Genomic DNA, 25,139 nt, shown 5'->3' on the forward strand with positions numbered 1-25,139 from the left:
TCGCTTGATCACGTAGCCGCCCCACATCAGCACGAGCCATGCCGGCACCAGCCACACCGAGATCGACAAGCCCGGCGTCAGCGCCCCTGTGTTCGCCGCATGTCGCCGCTGGGCGTGGAACGCTGTCGAAGGCAGCGCTGTGGCAGATTGCACGGCTGACCGTACGGTCCGGTCTGGCGAAACCGCTAACTTTACCCGACCGATATTCCTCTGACATTCGGAGCCGCCCGCTTCGTTCTGCGCCGCACTCAAGCGCGCGGATTGTGATTGTCACGGGGATCGCGCCCGGGTATGTTGCCGAAGTCCACTTTTCACGCCGCGGAGCTTCACTATGTTGCCCAAACGTCTGCTTTGCGCCGCCGCGTTGTGCCTCTGTTTCGCGGGCGTCAGTCCGTCCGCGCTCGCGCAGACGGTGCCCGCCGCCCAGCAACCGGCCGATGACGCCGCGTCGCAGGCAAGCGGCCAGCCTGCGCCAGCGCCTGCCCCCGCTACTGCCAGCAAGCCGCCTGCCGCCGCGCTCGGCGGCCCGGTGCGCAACATCGTGCTCGTGCATGGCGCGTTCGTCGACGGATCGAGCTGGAACGGCGTGGTCGCGAAGCTGCAGCAAAAGGGTTATCACGTGAGCTCGGTGCAGAACCCGCTGACCTCGCTCGCCGACGACGTCGCCGCGACCCGCCGCGTGCTCGATCGCGAGAACGGTCCGGTGCTGCTGGTCGGGCACTCGTGGGGCGGCGTCGTGATCACCGAGGTCGCCGCGAACGCGCCGAACGTCGCCGGGCTCGTGTATGTCGCCGCGCTTGCGCCGCAACTGCACGAATCGGCGATGGACGTGATGAAGGCCGGCGGGCCGATGCCGGCCGGCCAGAGCATCAGCAAGGACGCGAACGGGTTCTTGTGGATCGACCGCGCACGCTATCACGCCGATCTCGCCGCCGACGTGCCCGAGACCGTCACACGCGTGCTCGCCGCCGCGCAGGTGCCGATCGCCGCGAGCGCATTCGACGAACCGGTCGATCAGGTCGGCTGGAAGGACAAACCATCGTGGTACGTGCTGACGACGAAAGACCACGCGGTGTCGCCCGATCTGCAGAGAATGATCGCCGCGCGCATCGGCGCGAAGGTGGTGCCGATCGCGTCGAGCCATCTCGCGCCGGTGTCGCACGCCGGGGCGGTAGCGGAGGCGATCGATCACGCGGCGCGCGAGTTGAGCCGGCAGCAGCAGTAAGCCGGCGGCTCGACGCCGCGCGGCTCAGCGCAGCATGAACGACATCGCCGACAGACAGTTCAGCATCCGCACCGCATGCTCGGCCGACGCCGCACTGAAGCGCAACGTCACGCCATCGACGCGCGTAAGCGTCGGCCATTGGCAGAACAGATCGGCGAGCCCGCTCGTTTGCACGCGCAGTTCGCAGTCGATCGTTCGCGGCTCCGCGCGCGTCGCCGCAGGCGCGCGGCCCGCTTCGACATGCTGACGGACCACGTCGCGCGCGGCGGCCCACAGCGCCTCGCGCACGCTCGCAGGCGACTGCGTGACGCCGCTTGCTTGCCCGGTCGCGGTCTTCGTGACGACGAAACGCGCGCCGGGAAAACGCGGCGCGGTTTCCTCGGCGAACACGTCGTCACCCGATAAAAGCACCACACGCGCGCCATATTCTTCGGCGAGCGCACCGTACAGCCCCGCTTCGCCCAGCTCCACGCCGTTGAACGCCACGCGCGCGAACGCGAAGCTGTTGATCGTGTGCGCGAGGATGCCGCGCGTTTGCGCCTTCGCGTGATAGCCGATCATGAAGACCAGCGCCGCACCGTATTCGAGCCCGGCCATCATGCCGAGCGTGCGCGGCTTGCCGAGCACGAGCTGGGCGCGCGGATCGAGCAGATCGGGCAGCAGGTTGCGAAAGCCGCCGTGCGAATCATTGACCCACACGTCGGTCGCGCCGCCCGCGAACGCGCCTTCGACGGCCGCGTTGGCTTCGAGCGTCATCCAGCGTCGCGCGGCTTCGTATTCGCCGTTGCCCGCGCGCGTCTGCTCGGCATGGAACACGCCGGCGATGCCTTCGATGTCGGTGGAGATCAGGACTTTCATCGCACGGAATTCCTCAGCAAGTGGGCAAGGTCCGGCACGCTGTCGCGCAGCGACAGCCGCCGATGACCGTCGCGACCGGTGACGGTCTCGGCGCTCCACAATGCATCGACGATCGCCTGCTCGACGCTGTCGGCGCAGGCGCGAAACAGCGGGTCCATACAGTGATCCGCGACCAGCGGCGGCAGCGCGACGAAGTCCGCGCCGTGCGGCACCGTGTACGCGGTCGAAAACGCCAGCGCGATATCGCCGCTGCCGTGGCCGTACACCGAGCCGGTGCGCGCGAGACCGGCCGCCGCGCGCAACGACAGGCGTTTCAGCTGGCGCGCGTCGAGCGGCGCATCGGTCGCGACGATCATGATGATCGAGCCTTGCTCGGGTTGCTCGGGGGTCGCGTGAGCAGCGGCACTGGCAGCATTCGCCGCCTCAGCGACGGCCGCGCGTTCGGCCAGCATGCGCCCGAGCGGCGTGCCGTCGATCGTCAGCATCGGCAGACGGCCGAAGTTGGCCAGCACGAGCGCGCCAACGGTGTAGTCGCGGCCCGCCGCACTGAACAGGCGCGACGCAGTGCCGATGCCGCCCTTCAGATCGAAACACGACATGCCGCGCCCCGCGCCGAGCGCACCGCTCGCGACATCGGCGCTTGCCGCGTCGAATGCTTCGGTGAAATGCCGTTCGGTCACGGCAAGCGCCTGAATGTCGTTCAGATAGCCGTCGTTGCACTCGAACACGAGCGGATTGAGCGTCGACCATTCGCGGCCGATGCGCGGATTCGCGCGAATCGCCGCGCGGATCTGCGCCTGCGCGACCGTACCGATGCCGAAGGTGTTGGTCAGCGCGATCGGCGTCTCCAGCGTGCCGAGTTCGTCGAGCTGCACGAGCCCGATGCTCTTGCCGAAGCCGTTGATCACCGACGCGGCGGCCGGCACCTTGTCGACGAACGGATCGCCGCGATGCGGCCGGATCACGGTCACGCCGGTTTGCAGCGCGCCTTCGGCAAGCGTGCAATGACCGACGCTAACGCCGTCCACGTCGGCGATCGTGCCGAGCGCTCCGGCCGGCAACGTGCCGATATGCGGCGCGCGCTCGGCCGAATGATGGTTGCTCATGCTCATGGCCGATCCAGCTTCGGATCGAGCGCGTCGCGCAGACCGTCGCCGAGCAGGTTGAACGCGAGCACGGTCAGGAAGATAGCGAGGCTCGGAAACAGCGCGATGTGCGGCGCGGTCACCATATCGGCGCGAGCTTCGTTGAGCATCGCGCCCCACTCGGGCGTCGGCGGCTGCGCGCCCAAGCCGAGAAACGACAGGCTCGCCGCCGTGATGATCGACGTGCCGATGCGCATCGTCAGATACACGACGACCGATGAAATCGTGCCCGGCAGAATGTGCCGCGCCATGATCGTCCAGTCCGACGCCCCGATGCTGCGTGCCGCCTCGACATAGGTGAGCTGCTTGAGCATCAGCGTATTGCCGCGCACGAGCCGCGCGAACGCCGGAATGCTGAAGATCGCCACGGCGCAGATCACGTTGATCATTCCGTTGCCGAGAATCGCGACCACGCCGATCGCGAGCAGAATGCCGGGGAACGCGAACAGCACGTCGGCCACGCGCATTGTGATGCGATCCCACCAGCCCTCGTAGTAACCGGCAAGCAGACCGAAGAACGTGCCGATCACCGCGCCGATCGCCACGGACAGAAAGCCTGCCTCGAGCGAAATGCGCGAGCCGACGAGGATGCGGCTGAAGATATCGCGGCCCAGCGAATCGACGCCGAACCAGTGCGCGGCCGACGGCCCCGCGTTCAGCGCGTCGTAGTCGAAGAAGTTCTCGGGGTCGTACGGCACGATATGCGGCGCGATGATCGCGACCACGATCAGCAGCAGCACGAACACGCCGGCGGCGAGCGCGACATGCTGCTTGCGGAACTTGCGCCAGAACTCGCTCCACGGTGTGCGGATCGCGCGTTCGGAGACAACGGGAGTGGCCGCATTCGGCCCGGTGGCAGTGGTGCTCATGCGGGCCTCACTTGAAACGGATGGTCGGGTTGATCACCGCGTACAGCACGTCGACGATCAGGTTGATGATGATGAATTCGAGCGAGAACAACAGCACCTCGGCCTGAATGATCGGATAGTCGCGCATCGACACCGCATCGACGAGCAAACGGCCGAGGCCCGGCCAGTTGAACACCACTTCGACGACGATCGAGCCGCCGAGCAGAAAGCCGAACTGCAACCCCATCATCGTGACGACGGGAATCAGCGCGTTGCGCAGGCAGTGCTTGATGATCACGAGCCGCTCGGGTACGCCCTTCGCGCGCGCGGTGCGCACGAAGTCCTCGTGCAGCACCTCGACGAACGAGGCCCGCGTGAAGCGCGCCATCACGGCCGCGACCGCCGCGCCGAGCGTCAGCGACGGCAGCACGTAGCTGCGCCACGAACCGTCGCCGACGATCGGCAGCCAGCCGAGTTGCACCGAGAAAATCTGCATCAGCAGCATGCCGAGCGCGAACGCCGGAAACGAAATGCCCGACACCGCGAGCGTCATGCCCAGGCGGTCCGGCCAGCGGTTGCGCCACACCGCCGAGGCGATGCCGATTGCCATGCCGATCACGACCGCCCACACCATGCTCGCGATCGTCAGCCACAACGTCGGGAAGAAGCGTTCCGCAATCTCCTGGCTCACCGGCCGCTTGCTGCGCGTCGAAACGCCGAAGTCGCCATGCGCCATCCGCCAGAAGAAACGGACGAACTGCTGCGGCAGCGGCTTGTCGAGCCCGAGGTCGGAGCGCACGAGGGCCACGGTCGCCTCGTCCGCTTCAGGACCGGCGGCGAGCCGCGCCGGATCGCCGGGCAGCAGATGCACGAACAGGAACACCAGCACGGCGACAATGAAGAGCGTCGGCAGCAGGCCTAGCAGACGTTTGACGAGGAAGTTCAGCATGAAACCAGTCCGGCAAATGAGCGGCAATTGAGCGGCAAATCAGGCGGGCAACGAGGACTCGTGTGCGGCGGCGGGCTGGGTGAACCGCCGCCTGCGCATGCCGCCTCGTCAGCTCATCACTTGATCGCGATCTCGTCGAAGTTGAACGAGCCGTCCGGCGCGACGTAAGCGCCCGACAGACGCTTGCTGCGCGCATACACGACCTTCTCCTTGACGAGGAAGATCCACGGCGCGTCGGCCCAGATGCGCTTCTGCGCGTCGGTGTAGAGCGCGGCCTTCTGCGTGCGGTCGGTCGTTTCGAGCGCCTGCTTCAGATCGTTGTCGACCGCGTCGTTCTTGTAGTACGACGTGTTGACCATCTTCGGCGGAATCGAGTAGCCCGCGAGCAGCGGGCTGATCGCCCAGTCCGCCTCGCCGGTCGACGACGACCAGCCCGCGTAGTACATCCGCACCGGCGCGGTCGCCGGGTCCTGCGCGCTTTCGACCTTGGCGACGCGCTGACCCGCCTCGAGCGCCTCGACGCTGGCCTTGATGCCGACCTGCGCGAGCTGCTGCTGCACGAACTGGATCACCTTCTGCGCGGTCGAGTAGTTATACGCGGACCACAGCGTCGTTTCGAAGCCGTTCGGATAGCCCGCTTCCTTCAGCAGTTCGCGCGCCTTCGCGGGATCGTACGGCCAGGGTCCGAGCTTGACCGCATAGTCGACGCCCTGCGGCACGACGCCGTCGGCCGGCGTCGCGTACCCGGCGAACGCGACCTTCGTCAGCGCTTCCTTGTTGACCGCGTAATTCAGCGCCTCACGCACCTTCGGGTTGTCGAACGGCTTCTGGTTCATGTTCATGCTGATGTAGCGCTCGATGATCGACGGCGCCGCGATCAGATCGACCTTCGGGCTCGACTGCAGTTGCGCGGCCTGCTCGAACGGCACCTGGAACGCGAAGTCCGCTTCGCCGGTGCGGATCAGCGCGGCACGCGTGTTGTTGTCGACGACCGGCTTCCAGTCGATCGCATCGATCTTCGGATAACCCTTCTTCCAGTAGCCGGCGAACTTCTTCACGGTCAGGTCGCCGGCCGGGTCCCACTTCACGAGTTCGAACGGGCCCGTGCCGACCGGATGAAACGCGATGTCCTTGCCGTACTTCTTCAGCGCGTCCGGCGAGATCATCACCGCAGACGGATGCGCGAGCACGTTGATGAACGCCGAGAACGGCGTTTTCAGCGTGACGCGCACCGTGTACGGATCGACCACTTCCGTTTTCTCGATGCGGCTGAACATGTTGTAGCGCTTCAGCTTGTTGGCCGGATCGGTCACGCGGTCGAAGTTCGCCTTCACCGCGGCCGCATTGAAGTCGGTGCCGTCCTGGAACTTCACGCCATGGCGCAGCTTGATCGTATAGACGCGCGCGTCGGGGCTCGCCTCATAGCTGTCGGCGAGCACGTTGACGAGCTTCATGTCCTTGTCGAAGCCGAACAGCCCCTGATAGAACGATTTCGCGACCGCCTGCGACAGCGTGTCGTTCGCGTCGTACGGATCGAGCGACGTGAAGGTCGACGCGACGGCCATCACGGCCGTCGTTTCGGCGTGCGCCAGATTGCCCGCGAGCGTCGCGAACACCACCGCGCCGCCGCTGACGAGCGCGCGCAAACGAAACGGAGAGGACGGGAACAGCAGGTTCATGAGATTGCTCCAGGCTGCGAGTTAAGGATGTGACAGGGCCGTTATGGTTGGCGTGGCTTCAAGTGCTGATGTTTCTCTTGCTGTTGCTTCGATTGCCGATGCTTCGGGTCTCGCGCTTCAGGTCTTCCGCTTCAATGCGATGCGGCGCTTCGCTCAATAAGCGCCGCCGACGCGATGCTGCGCGACGAAATGATCCGGTCCCACCGCGACGAGCGGCGCGACGACCGGCTCGTCGTGCAGCGCGCGAATCGGGCTCGGAATATCGTCGGCGGCGAGCATGCGTTGCGCGTGACGGCGCGCGGGATCGGCGACCGGCACCGCGCTCATCAGCTTCTTCGTGTACGGATGCTGCGGCGCCTCGAACACCGCGCGACGCGGACCGATCTCGACGATCTGGCCCAGATACATCACCGCGACGCGATGGCTAACCCGCTCGACCACTGCCATGTCGTGCGAAATGAACAGATACGCGACGCCGAGCTCACGCTGCAGGTCGAGCATCAGATTGACGATCTGCGCCTGCACGGAGACGTCGAGCGCGGACACCGATTCGTCGGCGATCACGACCTTCGGATTCAGCGCGAGCGCGCGAGCAATCGCGATACGCTGACGCTGCCCGCCCGAAAACTCATGCGGATAGCGGCGCGCGGCCTCGGCCGGCAAACCGACTTTCTCGAGCAGCCACGCGACGCGCGCCTGCGCTTGTCCACCCTGCGCGACGCCATGCACGAGCAGCGGCTCCATGATCGAGAAGCCGACGGTCAAGCGCGGATTCAACGACGCGAACGGGTCCTGGAAAATAAACTGGATATCGCGGCGCAGCGCCTGCAACGCGGGCCCGGTCAGCGAGCTGATTTCCTTGCCAGCGAATTCGATCGAGCCACTCTGACTTTCGACGAGCCTCAGCAGCGAGCGGCCCGTGGTCGACTTGCCGCAGCCCGACTCGCCGACCAGCGCGAGCGTTTCGCCGGGCCGCAGATCGAAGCTGACTTTTTCGACCGCATGCACACGGCCCGTCATACGGCCGAACAGGCCGCTACGGACCGGAAAGCGCGTGACCAGATCGCGCACGCGCAGGATCGGCGGCGTGTCGTCGCGCACGAGCGGCTGCGCTTCTTCGGCGACAGCCGCCGCCGGCTGCACCGCCGCATCGGCGCCGTTCGCGCCGGCCTGCTCGACGCTCAGGATCGGAAAGCGCGCGGGCTGATCAGTGCCGTGCATCGAGCCGAGCCGCGGCACCGCCGCGAGCAGCGCCTTCGTGTACGGATGCGACGGCGCGGCGAACAGCGTGTCCGACGCGCCCTCCTCGACCTTCTCGCCGCGATACATGACGAGCACGCGGTCGGCCACTTCGGCAACCACGCCCATGTCGTGCGTAATGAAGATCACGCCCATGTTCATCTCGTCCTGCAAGCCGCGAATCAATTGCAGGATCTGCGCCTGGATCGTGACGTCGAGCGCGGTGGTCGGTTCATCGGCGATCAGCAGCGCGGGCTTGCACGACAACGCCATCGCGATCATCACGCGCTGGCGCATGCCGCCCGACAGCTGATGCGGGTAACGCGCCGCGACGCGCCTTGCCTCGGGAATCCGCACGATCTCGAGCAGACGCAAGGTTTCGGCGCGCGCCGCCTCGCGGCTCTTGCCCTGGTGCAGCGCGATCGCCTCGCTGATCTGATCGCCGACCGTGAAGACCGGATTGAGCGAGGTCATCGGCTCCTGGAAGATCATCGCGATGTCGGCGCCGCGCACCGTGCGCATCGTGCCGGACGACGCCTTCGCGAGATCGAGCACGCTGCCGTCGCGCCGCCGGAAGGCGATGCTGCCGCCGGCAAGACGGCCGCCGCCATGCTCGATCAGCCGCATCAGCGCCAGCGACGTGACCGACTTGCCCGAGCCCGATTCGCCGACGATCGCGAGCGTCTCGCCGCGCTCGACCGTGAACGACAGATTGCGCACCGCGTTGAAGGTCGAGTCGCCGCGGCGGAACGCGACCGTCAGATCGTCGACCGCGAGCACGCGCTGCGGCGGCAGGGTTTCGATACGCGGGCTGGCGGTGTGCGAGGAAGTCGGCACGGTGGTTCCTTTGCTTTGAATTCGAACGCGGCTAACGGGGCCTCAGGCATGTGGCGACACGCTTCAGCGGCTAGCGATAGATCGCCGTCACCGGCGCTTCGCCGAGCCGCGCGAAACCGCGGTACATACCCTCGGTATTGAACGGCAGCGTGACGTTGCCCCGCACGTCGACGGCGACGAGGCCGCCGCGTCCGTCGATCTTCGGCAAGCGGTTCATCACGACGTCGTGCGCGGCTTCTTCGAGCGAGACCTGGCGATAGGCCATCTGCGCGGCGACGTCGTAGGCGGCGACCATGCGCATGAACATTTCGCCCGCGCCGGTGGTCGATACCGCGCAGGTCGCGTCGTCCGCGTAGCAGCCCGCGCCGATCAGCGGCGTATCGCCGACGCGGCCCACCTGCTTGTTGGTCACGCCGCCCGTCGAGGTCGCCGCGGCGAGATGCCCGTGGCGGTCGAGCGCGACTGCGCCGACGGTGCCGAACTTGCGATTCGGATCGATCGGCTCGTGCGGCGTCGGGTCGTCGTTGCTCGAAGCCGTGGACGCGAGCGTCGCGGCGTCGTGATCGAGCATCGGACGCTGCTGCTCACGCGCCAGTTGCCATTGGCGATAGCGCGCGTCGGTATCGAAGTAGCTGTTGTCGACGAACTCGAGCCCCTGCGCGGCCGCGAACGCTTCCGCGCCGTCACCGGTGAACAGCACGTGGTCGCTGCGCTCGAGCACGCGGCGCGCGGCGAGAATCGGATTGCGCACGCGCTTCACGCAACAGATCGCGCCCGCGTCGAGCGTGCGGCCGTCCATGATCGCGGCGTCGAGCTCGTGCGTGCCGGCCGCCGTGTAGACCGCGCCGTGGCCCGCATTGAAGAGCGCGCAGTCTTCGAGCAGCCGCACCGCTTCGCTGACCGCGTCGAGCGCGCTGCCGCCGTCGGCGAGCACGCGCTGGCCAGCGCTCAGCACCGCGTTGAGCGCCGCGTGATATTTGGTTTCGGCGCTGGCCGACATCGACGTGCGCAGGATCGTCCCGGCCCCGCCGTGAATGGCAATGACTGCGTTGGAGTTCATCGTTTGGATCGTGGAGTGCGGGTGGTTCGGGGAGTGCGGGGTGCTGTGATGGCTTTTGTTTCGGCATCCCCGGCTTTCGTGCTTCTGGCTTGGGTGCTGTGGGCCTTTGCGCCGTCGCTGTGTTTTAGCCTTGCAGCCTTCGCGCGCGCGGCTTTGCTCAGGGCGCGCGCCGGCTCCTGCGCGGCGCCGGCCGCGCCCGACTGCGGATCGAACAGCCACGGCAGCACGAACTCGCTGACCTCGGCGGCCGCCTTGACGGAGCGTTGCGCGCGATACGCGACCGCGTCGCACAACGCCTCGATGACCGCGAGCACGGCCGAATCGGCATTCGACGCGAGACGCCGGTCGGTGCGGACATACAGCGCCAGGTCCGCGAACCGCACGAGCGGCGAGCGCGGACCGTCGGTGAGCGCGAGCACGCGCGCGCCGCGTTCGGAGGCGCGGCGCGCGAGCTCGATCGTGTCCTCGACATAGCGCGGAAACGCGATGCCGATCACGAGATCGCCCGGGCCCGAACCCACGAGGTGCCGCGCCGCATGCGACGGCCCGCCGCTCAGCGCCAGCGAATGCACGTTGTCGTGATACGGCAGCAGTCCGTGCTCCATCAGGCTCGCGAGAAACGCGCTGGCGCCGAAGCCGATCACGAATACGCGACGCGCGGCGATGATCGCGTCGACGGCGGCGTCGGCGGTCGCGCGATCGATCGACGTACGCGTTGCGTGCAGATTGTTGGCGGCCTGCTCGAGCGACGCGTCGATTAGATCGTCACCGGCCGCGAGCGTTTCCTGCGCGCTGCGCAGCCGCTCGACCGGCGCGAGCGTCGCCTCGAAGCCACGCACGAGCGCCTCGCGAAACTGCGGATAACCGTCGAAGCCGAGCGCGCGCGCAAAGCGATTCGCGCTCGCGACCGACGCGCCGACCACGCTCGCGAGCTCGTCGATACGCATCGTCGCCGCGCGGAACAGATGGGCCAGCACGTACTCGCCCATGCGCTGGTGGATTGGCGTGAGCGTCGGCATCGCGGCGGTGATGCGCGCGGCAATGGCCTGCTCGGCGGAGTTCGACACGGCGGACGGGTGATGGATCATGCGAGCGGAAAGGCGCGGTTGTTCTATGTGAACAGGATGAAATTATATTTACATGAAACACGCGCCGAAAAAAATTCATTTTCATTATTTCGAGGGTTTTCACCGACCGAAGGTCTTCAGACAATCGAGTTCAGCATCCACGCCATGCCGCACCCCGATGAAAATCCATTTTCATCGGGGCGATGGGTGGCTTCGCCGCGTGCCGCGCTCCGCCGCTCAGCACGCCGCCGCGCTCTGTTCGGGAATGCCCAGCAGCCGCGCCGCCGGCGACATCACGATGATCAGCGCCTGCACGACGAACGCGAGCGACGCCGCGACCAGACACACGTCGATGCTCCAGCGCGCGCTGAGCGCGGCGCCGAGCAGCGCGCCCACCGGCCGCGCGCCGTAGGTGGCGGTGCTGATCAGCGCGGACACGCGGCCGATCATCCGTTCGGGCGTGATCGCCTGACGCAGCGTGGTCGAGCCGACGACCCACAGGATTGGTCCCGCGCCGAGCAGGAAGAAGCTCGCGAGCGCGAGCCAGAACGATGGGACGATCAGCGTCGCCACCATCACGAGCGACGCGAGCAGCCCGCACGACGGTCCGACGATCAGCAGACGGCCGAATGCGAGACGCCGCGCGACCGCGGGCGCGGCGAGCGCGCCGCAGACCATGCCGACCCCGTACGCGCCGAGCGTCACGCCGACCGCAGAGGCATTGAGCCCCAGCCGATGCACCGCGTAAGGCACATAGATCGCCTGCAGGATGAAGAAGCCGAGATTGAAGAACACGGCGGTCAGCAGCATCGGCAGCAGCAACGGATCGCGCAGCACGAAGCGCGTGCCGTCGCGCAGCTCCAGCATGAGGTGCCGCCGCGGCGCGGCCGCGCGCGGCGGCTCGCGCAATCCCGCGAGCAACGCGACCGCGAACGCCGACAACATCGCCGCGCCGCCATACGCCCAGCCCGCGCCGATCCAGCCGACCAGCACGCCGCCCAGCGCCGGCCCCGCCGAATACGCGACGCTGCGTGCGAGTTCGAGCCGGCCGTTCGCGCTCGCATAGGCGTCGCGCGGCACGATCGACGGCACCAGCGACGGCGCCGCAACGTTGTAGGCGACCGTACCCGTCGCGGCGACGAAGCCGAGCGCGGCGAGCAGCGGCAGGTTCAGCGCATGCGTGAGCACCAGCAGCAGCACGCACAGCATCGCGCAGACCCGCACGCTCTCGGCGAGCGTCATCAGCACGCGGCGCGAGCGGCGGTCGGCCCAGACGCCGAGCGGCATCGACAGCAACAGGAACGGCAGCGTCTGCGCGGTTTGCAGCAGACCAGTATCGCGCGCGTCGGCGCCGAGCGCGAACACCGCGACGAGCGGCGCGGCGGCGAGGCTGATCTGCTCCGCCGATTGCGCGCACAGGTTCGACCAGGCGAGGCGCTGGAATGCGCGGGGCAGACGTTGCGCATTGGACGGCGAAGACGACGAAGGGGAAGACGTGGCGGACATCGATGCACTCCCGAGGTTTGACGTGAGGCATTCATCGTCGGCGCTCAGGGCCTGCGGGGCGCTCCGCTTCTTGCGGTGTTATTCTTCGCTCGCCATGAATCTCGGAAGCATCCTCTTCACTCAAGGTTTCGGTTCGCGCCGCCAATGTCGCGCGCTGATCGGCGACGGCCGCGTCAGCGTCGACGGTGCGATTTGCACCGATGCCGACGCCGATTTCGCTGTTGATGGCGGCGCGTTGCGCTTTAGCGTCGACGGCGTCGAATGGCCGTATCGCGAGCACGCGTATCTGCTGCTGAACAAGCCCATCGGCTACGAATGCTCGCGCGATCCGCAGCATCATCTGAGCGTGTTCAGCCTGCTGCCGCCGCAGTTCGCCGAGCGCGGCGTGCAGTGCGTCGGCCGTCTCGATCAGGACACCACGGGCCTCCTGCTGCTCTCCGACGACGGCAAGTTCGTGCATCAGTTCACGTCGCCGAAACGCAAGGTGCCGAAGCTCTACGTCGCGACCACGCGCCATCCGCTCGACGACGCGCAGCTCGCCGCGCTGCGCGACGGCGTGCTGCTGCACGGCGAAACGAAACCCAGCGCCGCGCTCGACGCCCAGGCGCGCGACACTCACACGCTCGCGCTCACCGTGCTCGAAGGCAAATACCACCAGGTCAAGCGGATGATCGCGGCCTCGGGCAACCGCTGCGAGGCGCTGCATCGCGAACGGATCGGTGGGCTCGCGCTTCCCGCGGCGCTCGCGCCCGGCGCATGGCAATGGCTCGACGCAGCGGGTCTTGCCGCGCTGCGGGCCGGGTAAACGACTAGCCGCAATGAGGGCCCGCCTAAGCCCTTGATGCGCCGGAGAAAGCCCGCGCGCATTGCGGTGCACCGAACATAGACCGTTGCGTTGCAGCATGCCGTTGCTTACATATCGCCCTATACTCGTCTAAACAAACGACTACAAAGGTTTCAAGGAGGGGCGCCATGCAAATCGACGGCACGATGGCGTTTTCGCACGCGATGATCTCGTTTATCTGCCTTGCGCTGCTGCTGGTCGGCGGATTGCTGGTCATCATGCGGCTGCGCCATAAGTACCATCCGAATCTGATCGGCGCATTGATCGGCGGCATGCTGTGCTTCCTGTTGCTGGAAGTGCTGCCTGCGCTGACCTGATGCCGGTTGGACCGCGCAGCTCGTGTTGCGCGGCGCATTGATGCGGTGCGGCGGATACGCTTTGCGGGGCAACTCCGCCCTCGCGAGGCGACATTTTGTTTCTGCTGCCGCCCTAGCCGCGTTTCCCGTTCGCCTCGCGCAAAAAATCCTCGACGCTCGGATAGCGCAGACGTACCCGCAATTCCTCCTTCAGACGCCGGTTCACGAGCCGGCGCGACTCGCGCATGAACGACAGCAGCAGCGGATCGATCTGCTGCTCCGCCTGCTCTCTCGTGATGCGCGGCGGGCGCGCGAGCCCGAACGCATCGGCGACCGCGTCGAAATACTCCCCCATTTTCAGCGACGAATCGTCGGACGCGTGCAGTGCGCGCGCGGGCCGGCCATGCGTGGCGAGACGCACGAGGATCGCGGCGAGGTCGTCGGCGTGGATGTGATTCGTGTAGACGTCGTCGGCATCGACGAGCGCCGGCGTGCCTCTTTCGAGCCGCGCGAGCGGCAGACGGTTGCGCGCATAGATGCCCGGGATCCGCGCGATGCTCGTGGCGACGCTGCCGCGCGCCGTCGCGCGCCGCAACTGCCGCTCGGCCGACACGCGACGTTTGGCGCGCGCATTCGCGGGCCGCGGCGCGCGCGTTTCGTCGATCCATGCGCCGCCGCAATCGCCGTAGACCCCCGTCGTGCTCGCGTAAACGATGCGCACCGGTGCGCGCGAAGCGCCGGTCCGGCGCACCCCGTCGGGTACAATATCGGGTGTTTCAGCGTCCAGACCTGAAGCGCGCGCACGGCGCAACCGCGCGATCGGCGCGACGGACGACCTCGCCGCGCAAGCGTTCATGCGGCCCGCGGCACCTAACGTCGCAAGCAGCGCGCGAGTGCGTCGATCGTCGTCGCCGGACTTCTGCGGCGGCGCGAGATGCAGCACCGTCGGCGCGAGGCGCGCGAGCCGTTTGAGGCTGCCGCGCGCGTCGAGATCGCCGACGAGCGGCATCACGCCCGCGGCGCGCAACTCATCGCAGCGCGCGGCATGGCTCGTCAACGCGAAGATACGCGCGCGCGGCCGCAACAGGGGCACGCAGCGCATGCCGACGTCGCCGCATCCTACGATCAGCACGCGCGGCCGGCGGAAGTTTCGTGTCGCTTTCATGGTGGGCGCATTGTAGCGGTCACACGCAACAGGTACCGCGCGGTTGATCCGGCGGGTCCGATTACGATTCCGAATTTTCGATTCCGAACACTTTATGGCATTTAACGTCACGCTCCGGCAAACCGGCCGGCAGTTTCAGGTAGAACAGGACGAACCGGTGCTCTCCGCAGCGCTGCGTCAAGGCGTCGGCCTGCCGTACGGCTGCAAGAACGGCGCGTGCGGTTCGTGCAAAGGCACGGTCGTGAGCGGCGAGGTCGAACAGCGCGCGCACTCGTCGTCGGCGCTGTCGAACGACGAAAAGACGCGCGGCATGGCGCTCCTGTGCTGCGCGAGCGCGTGCTCCGATCTCGAAGTCGACATCCGCGAAGTGGCCGGCGTCGGCGATGTGCAGGTCAAGAAGCTGCCGTGCCGCGTGAACGCGATCGAGCGCAAGGCCGACGACGTGATCGTCGTGAAGCTGCAACTGCCCGCCAACGAACGTCTGCAATATCTGGCCGGCCAGTACCTCGAATTCATCCTGAAGGACGGCAAGCGCCGCAGCTATTCGATGGCGAGCGCGCCGCATGTCGAAGGCCCGGTCGAGCTGCACATCCGCCACATGCCCGGCGGTGCGTTCACCGACCATGTGTTCAACACGATGAAGGAGCGCGACATCCTGCGCTTCGAAGCGCCGCTCGGCACGTTCTTCCTGCGCGAAGACTCGGACAAGCCGATCGTGCTGCTCGCGTCGGGCACCGGCTTCGCGCCGCTGAAGGCGATCGTCGAGCATGCGGTGTTCAAGAACATGACGCGCCCCATGACGCTCTACTGGGGCGCGCGCCGCAAGAAAGACCTGTATCTGCTCGAACTCGCCGAGCAATGGGCGCACGAGATTCCGAACTTCAAGTTCGTGCCGGTGCTCTCCGAACCCGATGCGGGCGACGCATGGACGGGCCGCACGGGCTTCGTGCATCGGGCGGTGATCGAGGATCTGCCCGATCTGTCGGCCTACCAGGTATATGCATGCGGCGCGCCGGTGATGGTCGAATCGGCGCTGCGCGACTTCACGCAGCATCACCAGTTGCCGGAAGACGAGTTCTACGCGGACTCGTTCACCAGCGCGGCCGATCTCGCGAACGCGGTCTGATTGCACGGCGGCAAATTCCCCCCGATGCAGCGCCAGTGCAAATTCATGGTTTACACCAGCGCTTTTCTTATCGTATTCTTTCGCGCATGAACCGCATTCAGTCCGAATTCCGACGTCGCCGCTCGCCGCTCCCTTAGGGACGCCGCTGGCTTCGTCACGGACTCGCGCCACACAAAACCTGGGCGCAAGCTGTTCGAATCATGAAAGCCACGGCATGCCGTGGCTTTTCTGTTTTTCCGGCCGCCGTTTTTATTGGCCAAACCGTCACCGTTTCTTCACCCCGCTCTTACCCTTTTGCCTGGAGCCTGCCGTCATGAATTTCAATGAGTATCCAATCGATTCGCTGATGTACATCACGAACCGACCTGAAATCGTTTTCACGCACGGCAAAGGCTCGTGGCTTTACGACAACAACGGCAAGCGCTACCTGGATTTCATTCAGGGCTGGGCGGTCAATTGCCTCGGCCACTGCAACGACGGCATGATCGAAGCGCTGAACCAGCAGGCCAAGCTGCTGATCAACCCGTCGCCGGCGTTCTACAACGAGCCGATGGCGAAGCTCGCGGGCCTGCTCACGCAGCACAGCTGCTTCGACAAGGTGTTCTTCGCGAATAGCGGCGCCGAGGCGAACGAAGGCGCGATCAAGCTCGCGCGCAAGTGGGGCAGGAAGTTCAAGGACGGCGCGTTCGAGATCATCACGTTCGACCACAGCTTCCACGGCCGCACGCTCGCGACGATGTCGGCCAGCGGCAAGCCGGGCTGGGACACGATCTACGCGCCGCAGGTACCGGGCTTCCCGAAGGCGGACCTGAACGACATCGCGTCGGTGGAAAAGCTGATCAACGCGAAGACCGTCGCGGTGATGCTCGAGCCGATCCAGGGCGAAGGCGGCGTGATCCCCGCAACCCGCGAGTTCATGCAGCAACTGCGCGAGCTGACGAAACAACACAACATCTTGCTGATCGTCGACGAAGTGCAAAGCGGCTGTGGTCGCGCCGGCACGCTGTTCGCGTATCAGCTGTCGGGCATCGAGCCGGACATCATGACGCTCGGCAAAGGCATCGGCGGCGGCGTGCCGCTCGCGGCGCTGCTGTCGAAGGCGGAAATCGCCGTGTTCGAAGCGGGCGATCAGGGCGGCACCTACAACGGCAATCCGCTGATGACCGCGGTCGGCTACTCGGTGATCTCGCAGCTGACGGCGCCGGGCTTCCTCGAAGGCGTGCGCTCGCGCGGCGAATATCTGCGCACGAAGCTGCTCGAGCTGTCCGAGGAGCGCGGCTTCAAGGGCGAGCGCGGCGAGGGTCTGCTGCGCGCGCTGCTGCTCGGCAAGGACATCGGCTACCAGATTGTCGAGAAGGCGCGCGACATGCAACCCGACGGCGTGCTGCTGAACGCCGCGCGTCCGAACCTGCTGCGCTTCATGCCGGCGCTTAACGTGACGACCGGAGAAATCGACCAGATGCTGGCGATGCTGCGCTCGGTTCTCGACTCGCTGTAATCAACCACGGAGCGCACCGATGACGACGAACACGACGCTGTCGATCCGCCGCTTCGACGCGACCGATACCGAAGCCGTGATTGCGCTATGGCAGGACGTGTTTCCCGAGTATCGCGACGTGACGCGACCGCAGCGCAACCCGCGTCAGTCGATCGCCAATAAGCTCGCGACGCAACCGGAGCTGTTCTTCGTCGCGGTGCTCGATGGACCCATCGTCGGCACCGTAATGGGCGGCTATGATGGACACCGCGGCTGGTTGTATTCGCTCGCGGTCGACGCATCGCTGCGACGTCATGGCATCGGCACGCGGCTCGTCGCGCACGTCGAGAGCGAGTTGACGAAGCTCGGTTGTCCGAAGCTGAACCTGCAGGTACTGTCGTCGGCAACGGCTGAAATACGGGCGTTCTACGATGCGCTCGGGTATCGCACCGATGCGGTGATCAGCCTCGGCAAGCGGCTCGGCCAATACGCCGACGCGGCCCCGGCCAGTTGATTCGCGTCGTACGCCTGATTAAAGAAAGCCGCATGCGTTGCTTGACGCATGCGGCTTTTTCAATGGTTCTCCCGCAAGCAGCGCACATATCGGCGGATTCGGACAAATAGCAGATGGCGAGCGGTTGGATTGCCTAGAATCGTTTACGCACGAGACGACGCCGGCGCTGGAAAGACAGGTTTGCGGCGAATCGCGACCCTTCCCCCCGGGGGCGGCTCATGCGTCTGAGTCCCAACGCGTTGGAATCCTAAGGGGAATCTTCATGGCGACTTATGTGGTGCTCCTGCAATTTACGGATCAGGGTATCCGCACGATCAAGAACAGTGCAGAGCGAGCCGGGCAGGCGGCGGAAATGGCGAAATCTTTTGGCTGCGAAATGAAGCAGATCTACTGGACGTTAGGGGCATACGACGTTGTCTCGGTCGTCGAAGCGGCAGACGAGCAGAGCTTCCTCGCCTTCGGCTTCGCACTCGGCTCGGCCGGCAATGTCCGCTCGCAAACGCTGCGTGCGTTCACAAAAGACGAAATCAGTTCGGTTATCGGGCGACTCCCTTAATTCACGTCCCAACCAGAAAAATAAAACGCGCCCCGCGACATTGCATCGCGGGGCGCGTTGCAAGCCGGACGTATGCGCCACCGGCGCGCACGTCCAACTCGTCACATCCTTATTCACCCACTCGTTCGCCCGCTCATTCGCCCAAATACGCGGCCCGAACCTTCGGATCGTCGAGCATCTGCTTCGCGTCGCCCGACATCGTGATCAAACCGGAGTCCATCACGTAGCCGCGATTCGCCGCCTGCAGCGCGAGCCGCGCGTTCTGCTCGACGAGCAGCACGGTCATGCCTTCAGAGGAAATCAGGCGCACCACTTCGAAGATCTTCTCGACCATGATCGGCGACAGACCCATCGACGGTTCGTCGAGCAGCAGCAGTTTGGGCCGCGAGATGATCGCGCGTGCCATCGCGAGCATCTGCTGCTCGCCGCCCGACAGCGTGCCCGCGTATTGCGATGCACGCTCCTTCAGACGCGGAAAGAAGCCGAACATGCGCTCGACGTCCGACTTGATGCCATCGTCATCGTTGCGCAGATACGCACCCATCTGCATGTTCTCGACGATCGACATGCGCGCGAAAATGCCGCGCCCTTCCGGCACCATCGCGAGACCGCGCTTCAGAAGCTCATGCGCGGGGAGGCCCTTGATCGACTGACCCATGTACTCGATGTCGCCGGCCGCATACGGCTTCAGGCCGGTGATCGCCTTCATCGTCGTGGTTTTGCCCGCGCCGTTCGCGCCGATCAGCGTGACGAGTTCGCCCTGCCCGACCTCGAGGTCGACACCCTTGACCGCCTGGATGCCACCGTAGTTGACCTGCAGGCCCTTGATTTTCAACATTGCTTGCGTCGTGGACATCAGTGGACCCCCGCACCCAGATAAGCTTCGATCACCTTCGCATCCTTCTGCACGTCCTGCGGCAGACCTTGCGCAATCACCTTGCCGTAGTCGAGCACCGTCATCTGATTGCACAGACCCATCACGAGCTTCACGTCGTGTTCGATCAGCAGAATCGTCTTGCCGTCCGCACGGATCTTGTCGAGCAGCCTGGTCAGCTCGACCTTCTCGGTGGCGTTCATGCCGGCCGCCGGTTCGTCGAGCGCGAGCAGCTTCGGATCGGTCGCCAGCGCACGCGCGATTTCGAGCCGCCGCTGGTGGCCATATGACAGGTTGCGCGACGTATAGTCCGCGTACTGCGTAATGCCGACGTAGTCGAGCAGTTCGAGCGCGCGCTCCTTGATCTCGCGCTCTTCCTGGCGTTCGGCCGGCGTCTGGAACACCGCGCCGAGCAGACCGTGCTTGGTGCGCACATGACGGCCGACCATCACGTTTTCGAGCGCGGTCATGCCGCCGAACAGACGGATGTTCTGGAACGTGCGCGCAATGCCCGCCTTCGCGACCTGATAGACCGCGGTCGGCGTGTAGCTCTCGCCGTCGAGCTTGAACTCGCCTGAATCCGGCGTGTACAGACCCGTGATCACATTGAAGAAGGTGGTCTTGCCGGCGCCGTTCGGGCCGATCAGGCCGTAGATCTCGCCCGCGCGGATCTGCAGGCCGACCTCGGAAAGCGCTTGCAGCCCGCCGAAGCGCTTGTTGACGCCCTTCACCGACAGCCGGATCGCTGCGTTGTTGCTTACGTTATCGCTCATGTCTTTTTCTCCACCGGACCTTATGCGCGCACCGGCTTCTTGCCGCCACGCTTCGCCAGCTTCGCAATCCTGTCTTCGTGCTTCGGCGCGGGCCACAGGCCTTCCGAGCGGTACAGCATGATCACAACCATCGCGAGGCCGTACAGCAACTGACGGATCACTTCGGTATCGACGATTTCATGGCCGAAGATCATGTTCTGCAGCGGACCCATCGTCGAGCGCAGGAACTCGGGGAACACCGCGAGCAGCACCGCGCCGAGGATCACGCCCGGAATGTGGCCCATGCCGCCGAGCACCACGCAGGCGAGCACCACGACCGATTCCCAGAACGTGAACGATTCCGGCGACACGAAACCCTGGAACGAGCCGAACATGGCGCCCGACAGGCCGCCGAACGACGCGCCCATCGCGAACGCGAGCAGCTTCACGTTACGGGTATTGATGCCCATCGCCTTGGCGGCGATTTCGTCTTCGCGGATCGCGGCCCACGCGCGGCCGATCCGCGAATGCTGCAGACGCGTACAGGTCCAGATCACGAACAGCGCGCACAGCACGAACAGGTAGTAGTACAGGTACACCGACGGAAACTGCATGCCCAACAGCGAGTGTGTCTGCGCGAGGCTGAAGCCGCCGACGGACACCGGATCGATCCCGGTGATCCCCTTCGGGCCGTTGGTGATGTTCACCGGACGGTCGAGGTTGTTCATGAAGATCCGCACGATTTCCCCGAAGCCGAGGGTCACGATCGCGAGGTAGTCGCCACGCAGACGCAGTGTCGGCGCACCGAGCAGAATCCCGAACATCGCGGCGAGCGCCATCGCGATCGGCGCGATGATCCAGATCGGCACGTGGATGCCGTTCGGCGCGAGATGCGCGATCCACTCGAATTGCGTCGCGAGGTGCGGCGAGCTCAGCAGCGCGGCCGTGTAGGCGCCGATCGCGTAGAACGCGATGTAGCCCAGGTCCAGCAGGCCGGCAAAGCCGACCACCACGTTCAGGCCCAGCGCGAGCATCACGTACAGCATCGCGAAGTCGAGCACGCGGACCCAGTAGTTGCCGCCCGCGGCACCGATGACCATCGGCGCCGCGATCACGAAGAACGCCGTGAGAATACCGATAGTCAGCGTCTTCGTGCGGTTCTTTTCGGGGATGAGCGTCGTGGACGGCTCGATCGGTTGAATTGAGGTCATGATTGTTGACTCCTTGTGGCCCGGGATCAGGCGCGATCCGCGACACGTTCGCCGAGCAGACCCGACGGACGGAACACCAGCACGACGATCAGCACGATGAACGCGAACACGTCCTGGTAGTTACTGCCGAACACGCCGCCCGTGAGGTCGCCGATATAGCCGGCACCCAACTGCTCGATCAGGCCGAGGAGCACGCCGCCGACCATCGCGCCGCCGAGATTGCCGATACCGCCGAGCACCGCCGCGGTAAAGGCCTTCAGGCCAGGGATGAAGCCCATGTAGAAGTGCGCGTTGCCGTATTCGGACGCGATCATCACGCCGGCGAGCGCAGCCAGCGCCGAGCCGATCATGAAGGTCGCCGAAATCACGAAGTTCGGGTTCACACCCATCAGACTCGCGACGTTCGGGTTCTCGGCGATCGCGCGCATGGCGCGGCCGAGCCTGGTCTTGTGCACGAGCAGTAGGAGGCCGCCCATCACGAGGAACGCCGTTACGATAATCACGATTTCAGTCATCGAGATCACGGCGCCGGGCGCCGTGTCGGTGGCCTTGATCACGTTGAGCGGGTCGGTGGGCAACAACTGCGGGAACGGCAGCGGATTGCGCGACCAGATCATCATCGCGAGCGTCTGCAGCAGAATCGATACACCGATCGCGGTGATCAGCGGCGCGAGACGCGGCGCACGCCGCAACGGCCGGTAGGCGACCCGCTCGATCGTGTAGCCGACCACCGCGCAGACCGCCGCCGCGATGATCAACGCGATCACGAGCGTCAGCACATTGCCGAGGCCGGGGAAGTGGTTCTGCAGCACTCCTATGGCGGAGAGCGCAACCATCGCGCCCACCATCAACACGTCGCCGTGGGCGAAGTTGATGATGCCCAGAATGCCGTAAACCATCGTATAGCCCAGTGCGATGATGGCATAGACACTGCCAAGTACCAGTCCATTGATGATCTGCTGGATGAAGATATCCATTTAATGCTCCTTAGCCCGTGCGACTGGATTCGCGTTTTTCATCTGCCGGTGGGCGGTGATGCGCTACGAATCTCAACGGCACTGCGGGTACTGATGTAAAAGACCGGTAAGGGTTATCCGTTGCCGGCTGGCCCTGACGACCGTGATGCGGTCGCGAGCTCACCTTGGGCGGATGCAAAAACGGCACCGTTGGATGGTGTCGGTGCCGTCAGGCCGAACTTCCCGTCATCACATCTTTACGACGTCGAGCACTGCTTTCTTGCCGTCCTTGAAGTCGTAAAGCGTAATGGCGCCCTCTTTCAAATCACCCTTGTCGTCGAACGCGATGTGGCCGATTACCCCGTTGTAATCGGTCGAAGGCATCGCAGCCAGCACCTTGGGCGCCTCGATAGAATTAGCGCGCTTCATTGCATCGACGATCACGTACACCGCGTCATACGTGAACGGCGCGTAAATCTGCACCGGCGTGTGGAAGCGGTCCTCGTACTTCTTTTCGAAGTCCACTCCATGGGTCATTTTCGAAAGCGCGAGTCCTGCTTCCGAACAGACCAGGTTTTGCACGGCGGTACCCGCCAGTTCACCTACCTTGTCGGTACACACACCGTCGCCGCCAAGGATTTTTGCCCTGATACCGAGCGCCGCCGCCTGCTTCGTAAACGGCCCGCCCGTCGCGTCCATGCCGCCGAACATGATGGCGTCCGGCTGAACACTCTTGATCTTCGTGAGAATGGCCCGGAAATCCGTGGCCTTGTCGCTCGTCGCCTCCCGCGCGACGATCTTCGCGCCGCTCGCCTCGGCGGTCTTCGTGAACTCGTCCGCGAGACCTTTGCCGTAGGCGGTCGCGTCGTCCACGACCGCGATGCGTTTGGCGCCCAGCGCCTTCGTCGCGTAATTGGCGAGCGCCGGACCCTGCTGCGCGTCGGTCGCGACCACCCGATAGGTCGTCTTGAACCCTTGCTGCGTATAGGCCGGATTCGTCGACGACGGCGAGATCTCGACGATGCTCGCGTCGCTATAGATCTTCGACGCCGGAATCGAGACCCCGGAGTTCAGGTGTCCGATCACCGCGACCACGTGATCGTCGACCAGCTTCTGCGCGACGGCGGTGCCGGTTTTCGGGTCCGCCGCATCGTCCTGCGCGTCGAGTTGCAGCTGGATCTTGCGACCGTCGATCGTCAGACCCTGCGCATTGATTTCTTCGACCGCGAGGCGCGCCCCATTTTCGTTGTCCTTGCCCAGGTGCGCGATGCCGCCCGTCAACGGAGCCGCATGACCGATCTTCACGATAGTCGCTTCGCTCGTGGCGGCAACCGCCGCGGCCGAGGCCACCGATGCGCCCGTTCCCGCTTCGCCATCCTGTTTCTTGCCGCACGCGGTCAGCATCGCAACCGTGGCCGCGATGGACACGGCGTAAGCAAATTTGACTCGCATCAAGTAAGGTCTCCTGCGCCTTGCAAAATCCACTGTCCAGGACCTCAAGGCCTTGAGAACGCGCGCATTGTAACTCCAATTATGCGGGTGGCAATATTGTTGAACCGGTGGGGTTTTCCTGCATTGCAACCTGATTTTGAGAGGGAAATCCGTTAAAAGGCGCAACCTGGTTGCGATCCGTTTTCGTGCACCAGTTGCACCGGCGCCGAACCCGCTGGCATCAAGTGTTGCGGGCGATCTGCGCGAATCCCGGATAGGCCGGGCTTTGCGTCGGGCATGACCATTTAGCGCGCGCCCGGTGAATTGCACCAATTCAGTGCTTGATCAATCCGTCTTAAGGCTTTTGCGAGCTTAAAACGGGGACGCATCGCGCCAAAATCGATAAAAGCCACGATCACAATTCAAAATAATTTGTGCGCGAGACCACCGAAAGCTGACCGGTCATTCGATGTGGCACTTAATTTAATCAGAGGTTCGTCGGGCACGGGCATAAAAAAAGCGCGCCCACGGGCGCGCTTTCCTTTCAGTGTAGCTAACGGATTGTCAGGCTGGCAGACCGAGCCCGCGTGGCAGCGGAAACGCGATGTTTTCCTCGATGCCCTCGAGCGCGCGCACGTTGCGCACACCCAGTTCGCGCAAACGCGCGATCACCGCCTGCGCCAGCACCTCCGGCGCCGACGCACCGGCGGTCACGCCAATGCGGCGCTTGCCCTCGACCCAAACCGGATCGATCTGATCGGGCGAATCGACCATATAGGCTGGCACGCCGAGCTTCTCGGCGAGCTCGCGCAAGCGGTTCGAATTCGAGCTGTTCGGACTGCCGACGACGATCACGACGTCGCACTGCGGCGCCATGAACTTCACTGCGTCCTGGCGATTCTGCGTGGCGTAGCAGATGTCCTGCTTCTTCGGCTCACGGATGGACGGGTACCTGGCCTTCAGCGCGCCGATGATTTCGGCGGCGTCGTCGACCGACAGCGTGGTTTGCGTGACGAAGGCGATCCGCTCCGGATCGGCGAGCTGCAACGCCTGCACATCCTCGATGTCCTCGACCAGATGCATGCCCTCGGCCGCCTGGCCCATCGTGCCTTCGACTTCCGGGTGGCCCTTGTGGCCGATCATCACGATGTCGAAACCGTCCTGACGCATCTTCGCGACTTCGATATGCACCTTGGTCACGAGCGGACATGTGGCGTCGTACACCCGCAGCCCGCGCGACTCCGCCTCCGAGCGCACTGCCTTCGACACGCCATGCGCGCTGAAGATCACCGTGTTGCCCGCCGGCACTTCGTCCAGGTTCTCGATGAAGATCGCTCCCTTCTTGCGCAGGTCTTCGACCACATAGGCGTTATGGACGATTTCGTGACGCACGTAGATCGGCGAGCCATACAGCTTGATGGCCCGCTCGACGATCTCGATCGCCCGGTCGACGCCGGCGCAGAACCCGCGTGGCTGGGCCAGCAGGATCTCCGCTTCGGCAAGAGTCGTATCCGTGATGCTCAT

At 65.1% G+C, this 25,139-nt stretch carries 23 protein-coding genes; 7 read left to right on the forward strand and 16 right to left on the reverse strand.

Annotation, left to right across the window (positions count from 1 at the left end; all coding sequences use genetic code 11):
* Positions 1–331 precede the first annotated feature (331 nt).
* Positions 332–1,225, forward strand: coding sequence for an alpha/beta fold hydrolase (locus tag OKW27_RS25160; RefSeq protein ID WP_429335198.1), 894 nt, complete (start codon positions 332–334; stop codon positions 1,223–1,225).
* A gap of 24 nt (positions 1,226–1,249) precedes the next feature.
* Here OKW27_RS25160 and OKW27_RS25165 read toward each other — a convergent pair whose 3' ends face one another.
* From OKW27_RS25165 to OKW27_RS25205, 9 genes are all read right to left on the reverse strand, one after another.
* On the reverse strand, positions 1,250–2,083 hold the full coding sequence (locus OKW27_RS25165; RefSeq protein WP_429335199.1) for a M55 family metallopeptidase: 834 nt from the start codon (positions 2,081–2,083) through the stop codon (positions 1,250–1,252).
* Complete coding sequence (locus tag OKW27_RS25170) at positions 2,080–3,195, reverse strand: P1 family peptidase (RefSeq protein ID WP_429335200.1); 1,116 nt, start codon at positions 3,193–3,195, stop codon at positions 2,080–2,082. Before OKW27_RS25170 ends, OKW27_RS25165 begins: the two co-directional genes overlap by 4 nt.
* Complete coding sequence (gene gsiD, locus OKW27_RS25175) at positions 3,192–4,097, reverse strand: glutathione ABC transporter permease GsiD (protein ID WP_429335201.1); 906 nt, start codon at positions 4,095–4,097, stop codon at positions 3,192–3,194. Before gsiD ends, OKW27_RS25170 begins: the two co-directional genes overlap by 4 nt.
* Before the next feature lie 7 nt (positions 4,098–4,104).
* Entirely contained in the window at positions 4,105–5,025 is a 921-nt protein-coding gene (gene gsiC, locus OKW27_RS25180; protein ID WP_090801536.1) for a glutathione ABC transporter permease GsiC, read from the reverse strand.
* A 116-nt stretch (positions 5,026–5,141) separates the two neighbouring features.
* Positions 5,142–6,704 (reverse strand): glutathione ABC transporter substrate-binding protein GsiB, encoded by a 1,563-nt coding sequence (gene gsiB, locus OKW27_RS25185; RefSeq protein ID WP_090801538.1) that lies wholly within the window; start codon positions 6,702–6,704, stop codon positions 5,142–5,144.
* Positions 6,705–6,857: 153 nt separating this feature from the next.
* Positions 6,858–8,780 (reverse strand): dipeptide ABC transporter ATP-binding protein, encoded by a 1,923-nt coding sequence (locus OKW27_RS25190; RefSeq protein WP_429335202.1) that lies wholly within the window; start codon positions 8,778–8,780, stop codon positions 6,858–6,860.
* A 70-nt stretch (positions 8,781–8,850) separates the two neighbouring features.
* Positions 8,851–9,840, reverse strand: a complete 990-nt coding sequence (locus OKW27_RS25195; RefSeq protein WP_429335203.1) for an isoaspartyl peptidase/L-asparaginase family protein — start codon at positions 9,838–9,840, stop codon at positions 8,851–8,853.
* Entirely contained in the window at positions 9,837–10,928 is a 1,092-nt protein-coding gene (locus tag OKW27_RS25200) for a MurR/RpiR family transcriptional regulator (RefSeq protein ID WP_429335204.1), read from the reverse strand. The genes OKW27_RS25195 and OKW27_RS25200 overlap by 4 nt, the downstream gene beginning before the upstream one ends.
* 216 nt (positions 10,929–11,144) lie before the next feature.
* Positions 11,145–12,413 carry an MFS transporter gene (locus OKW27_RS25205; RefSeq protein WP_429335205.1) on the reverse strand — a complete coding sequence of 423 codons (1,269 nt, stop codon included), beginning with the start codon at positions 12,411–12,413 and terminating at the stop codon, positions 11,145–11,147.
* Positions 12,414–12,507: 94 nt separating this feature from the next.
* On the opposite strand from OKW27_RS25205, the gene OKW27_RS25210 reads away from it, so the two are divergent.
* Both OKW27_RS25210 and OKW27_RS25215 read left to right on the forward strand, forming a co-directional pair.
* Positions 12,508–13,218 carry a pseudouridine synthase gene (locus tag OKW27_RS25210; RefSeq protein WP_429335206.1) on the forward strand — a complete coding sequence of 237 codons (711 nt, stop codon included), beginning with the start codon at positions 12,508–12,510 and terminating at the stop codon, positions 13,216–13,218.
* Between the two features lie 167 nt (positions 13,219–13,385).
* Complete coding sequence (locus tag OKW27_RS25215) at positions 13,386–13,574, forward strand: hypothetical protein (protein WP_090801547.1); 189 nt, start codon at positions 13,386–13,388, stop codon at positions 13,572–13,574.
* A gap of 112 nt (positions 13,575–13,686) precedes the next feature.
* Here the strand turns inward: OKW27_RS25215 and OKW27_RS25220 are convergent, their stop codons facing one another.
* Positions 13,687–14,718 carry an NAD(P)-dependent oxidoreductase gene (locus OKW27_RS25220; protein WP_090801548.1) on the reverse strand — a complete coding sequence of 344 codons (1,032 nt, stop codon included), beginning with the start codon at positions 14,716–14,718 and terminating at the stop codon, positions 13,687–13,689.
* Between the two features lie 94 nt (positions 14,719–14,812).
* On the opposite strand from OKW27_RS25220, the gene OKW27_RS25225 reads away from it, so the two are divergent.
* From OKW27_RS25225 to OKW27_RS25240, 4 genes are all read left to right on the forward strand, one after another.
* Positions 14,813–15,844, forward strand: a complete 1,032-nt coding sequence (locus tag OKW27_RS25225) for a CDP-6-deoxy-delta-3,4-glucoseen reductase (protein WP_429335207.1) — start codon at positions 14,813–14,815, stop codon at positions 15,842–15,844.
* Between the two features lie 313 nt (positions 15,845–16,157).
* A complete protein-coding gene (locus tag OKW27_RS25230; protein WP_090801551.1) occupies positions 16,158–17,342 on the forward strand; it encodes an acetylornithine transaminase in 1,185 nt (394 codons plus the stop codon).
* A 19-nt stretch (positions 17,343–17,361) separates the two neighbouring features.
* Positions 17,362–17,835, forward strand: coding sequence for a GNAT family acetyltransferase (locus OKW27_RS25235; RefSeq protein WP_429335208.1), 474 nt, complete (start codon positions 17,362–17,364; stop codon positions 17,833–17,835).
* 262 nt (positions 17,836–18,097) lie between these two features.
* Positions 18,098–18,391 (forward strand): GYD domain-containing protein, encoded by a 294-nt coding sequence (locus tag OKW27_RS25240; RefSeq protein ID WP_018421572.1) that lies wholly within the window; start codon positions 18,098–18,100, stop codon positions 18,389–18,391.
* 133 nt (positions 18,392–18,524) lie between these two features.
* Here the strand turns inward: OKW27_RS25240 and OKW27_RS25245 are convergent, their stop codons facing one another.
* The 6 genes from OKW27_RS25245 to ispH all read right to left on the reverse strand — a co-directional run bounded on the left by OKW27_RS25245 (position 18,525) and on the right by ispH (position 25,139).
* Positions 18,525–19,229: an ABC transporter ATP-binding protein gene (locus OKW27_RS25245; protein ID WP_090805434.1), complete on the reverse strand. Its 705-nt coding sequence runs from the start codon at positions 19,227–19,229 to the stop codon at positions 18,525–18,527.
* 17 nt (positions 19,230–19,246) lie between these two features.
* On the reverse strand, positions 19,247–20,038 hold the full coding sequence (locus OKW27_RS25250) for an ABC transporter ATP-binding protein (protein ID WP_090801554.1): 792 nt from the start codon (positions 20,036–20,038) through the stop codon (positions 19,247–19,249).
* Positions 20,039–20,058: 20 nt separating this feature from the next.
* Positions 20,059–21,228: an ABC transporter permease subunit gene (locus OKW27_RS25255; RefSeq protein WP_429335209.1), complete on the reverse strand. Its 1,170-nt coding sequence runs from the start codon at positions 21,226–21,228 to the stop codon at positions 20,059–20,061.
* A 26-nt stretch (positions 21,229–21,254) separates the two neighbouring features.
* Positions 21,255–22,205, reverse strand: a complete 951-nt coding sequence (locus OKW27_RS25260; protein ID WP_429335210.1) for a branched-chain amino acid ABC transporter permease — start codon at positions 22,203–22,205, stop codon at positions 21,255–21,257.
* Between the two features lie 228 nt (positions 22,206–22,433).
* Positions 22,434–23,636, reverse strand: coding sequence for a branched-chain amino acid ABC transporter substrate-binding protein (locus OKW27_RS25265; RefSeq protein WP_429336596.1), 1,203 nt, complete (start codon positions 23,634–23,636; stop codon positions 22,434–22,436).
* Positions 23,637–24,179: 543 nt separating this feature from the next.
* On the reverse strand, positions 24,180–25,139 hold the full coding sequence (gene ispH, locus OKW27_RS25270) for a 4-hydroxy-3-methylbut-2-enyl diphosphate reductase (RefSeq protein ID WP_018421578.1): 960 nt from the start codon (positions 25,137–25,139) through the stop codon (positions 24,180–24,182).

It is taken from the genome of Paraburkholderia sp. 35.1, assembly GCF_050436525.1.
In the GTDB taxonomy this organism is placed as follows: Bacteria; Pseudomonadota; Gammaproteobacteria; order Burkholderiales; family Burkholderiaceae; genus Paraburkholderia; species Paraburkholderia tuberum.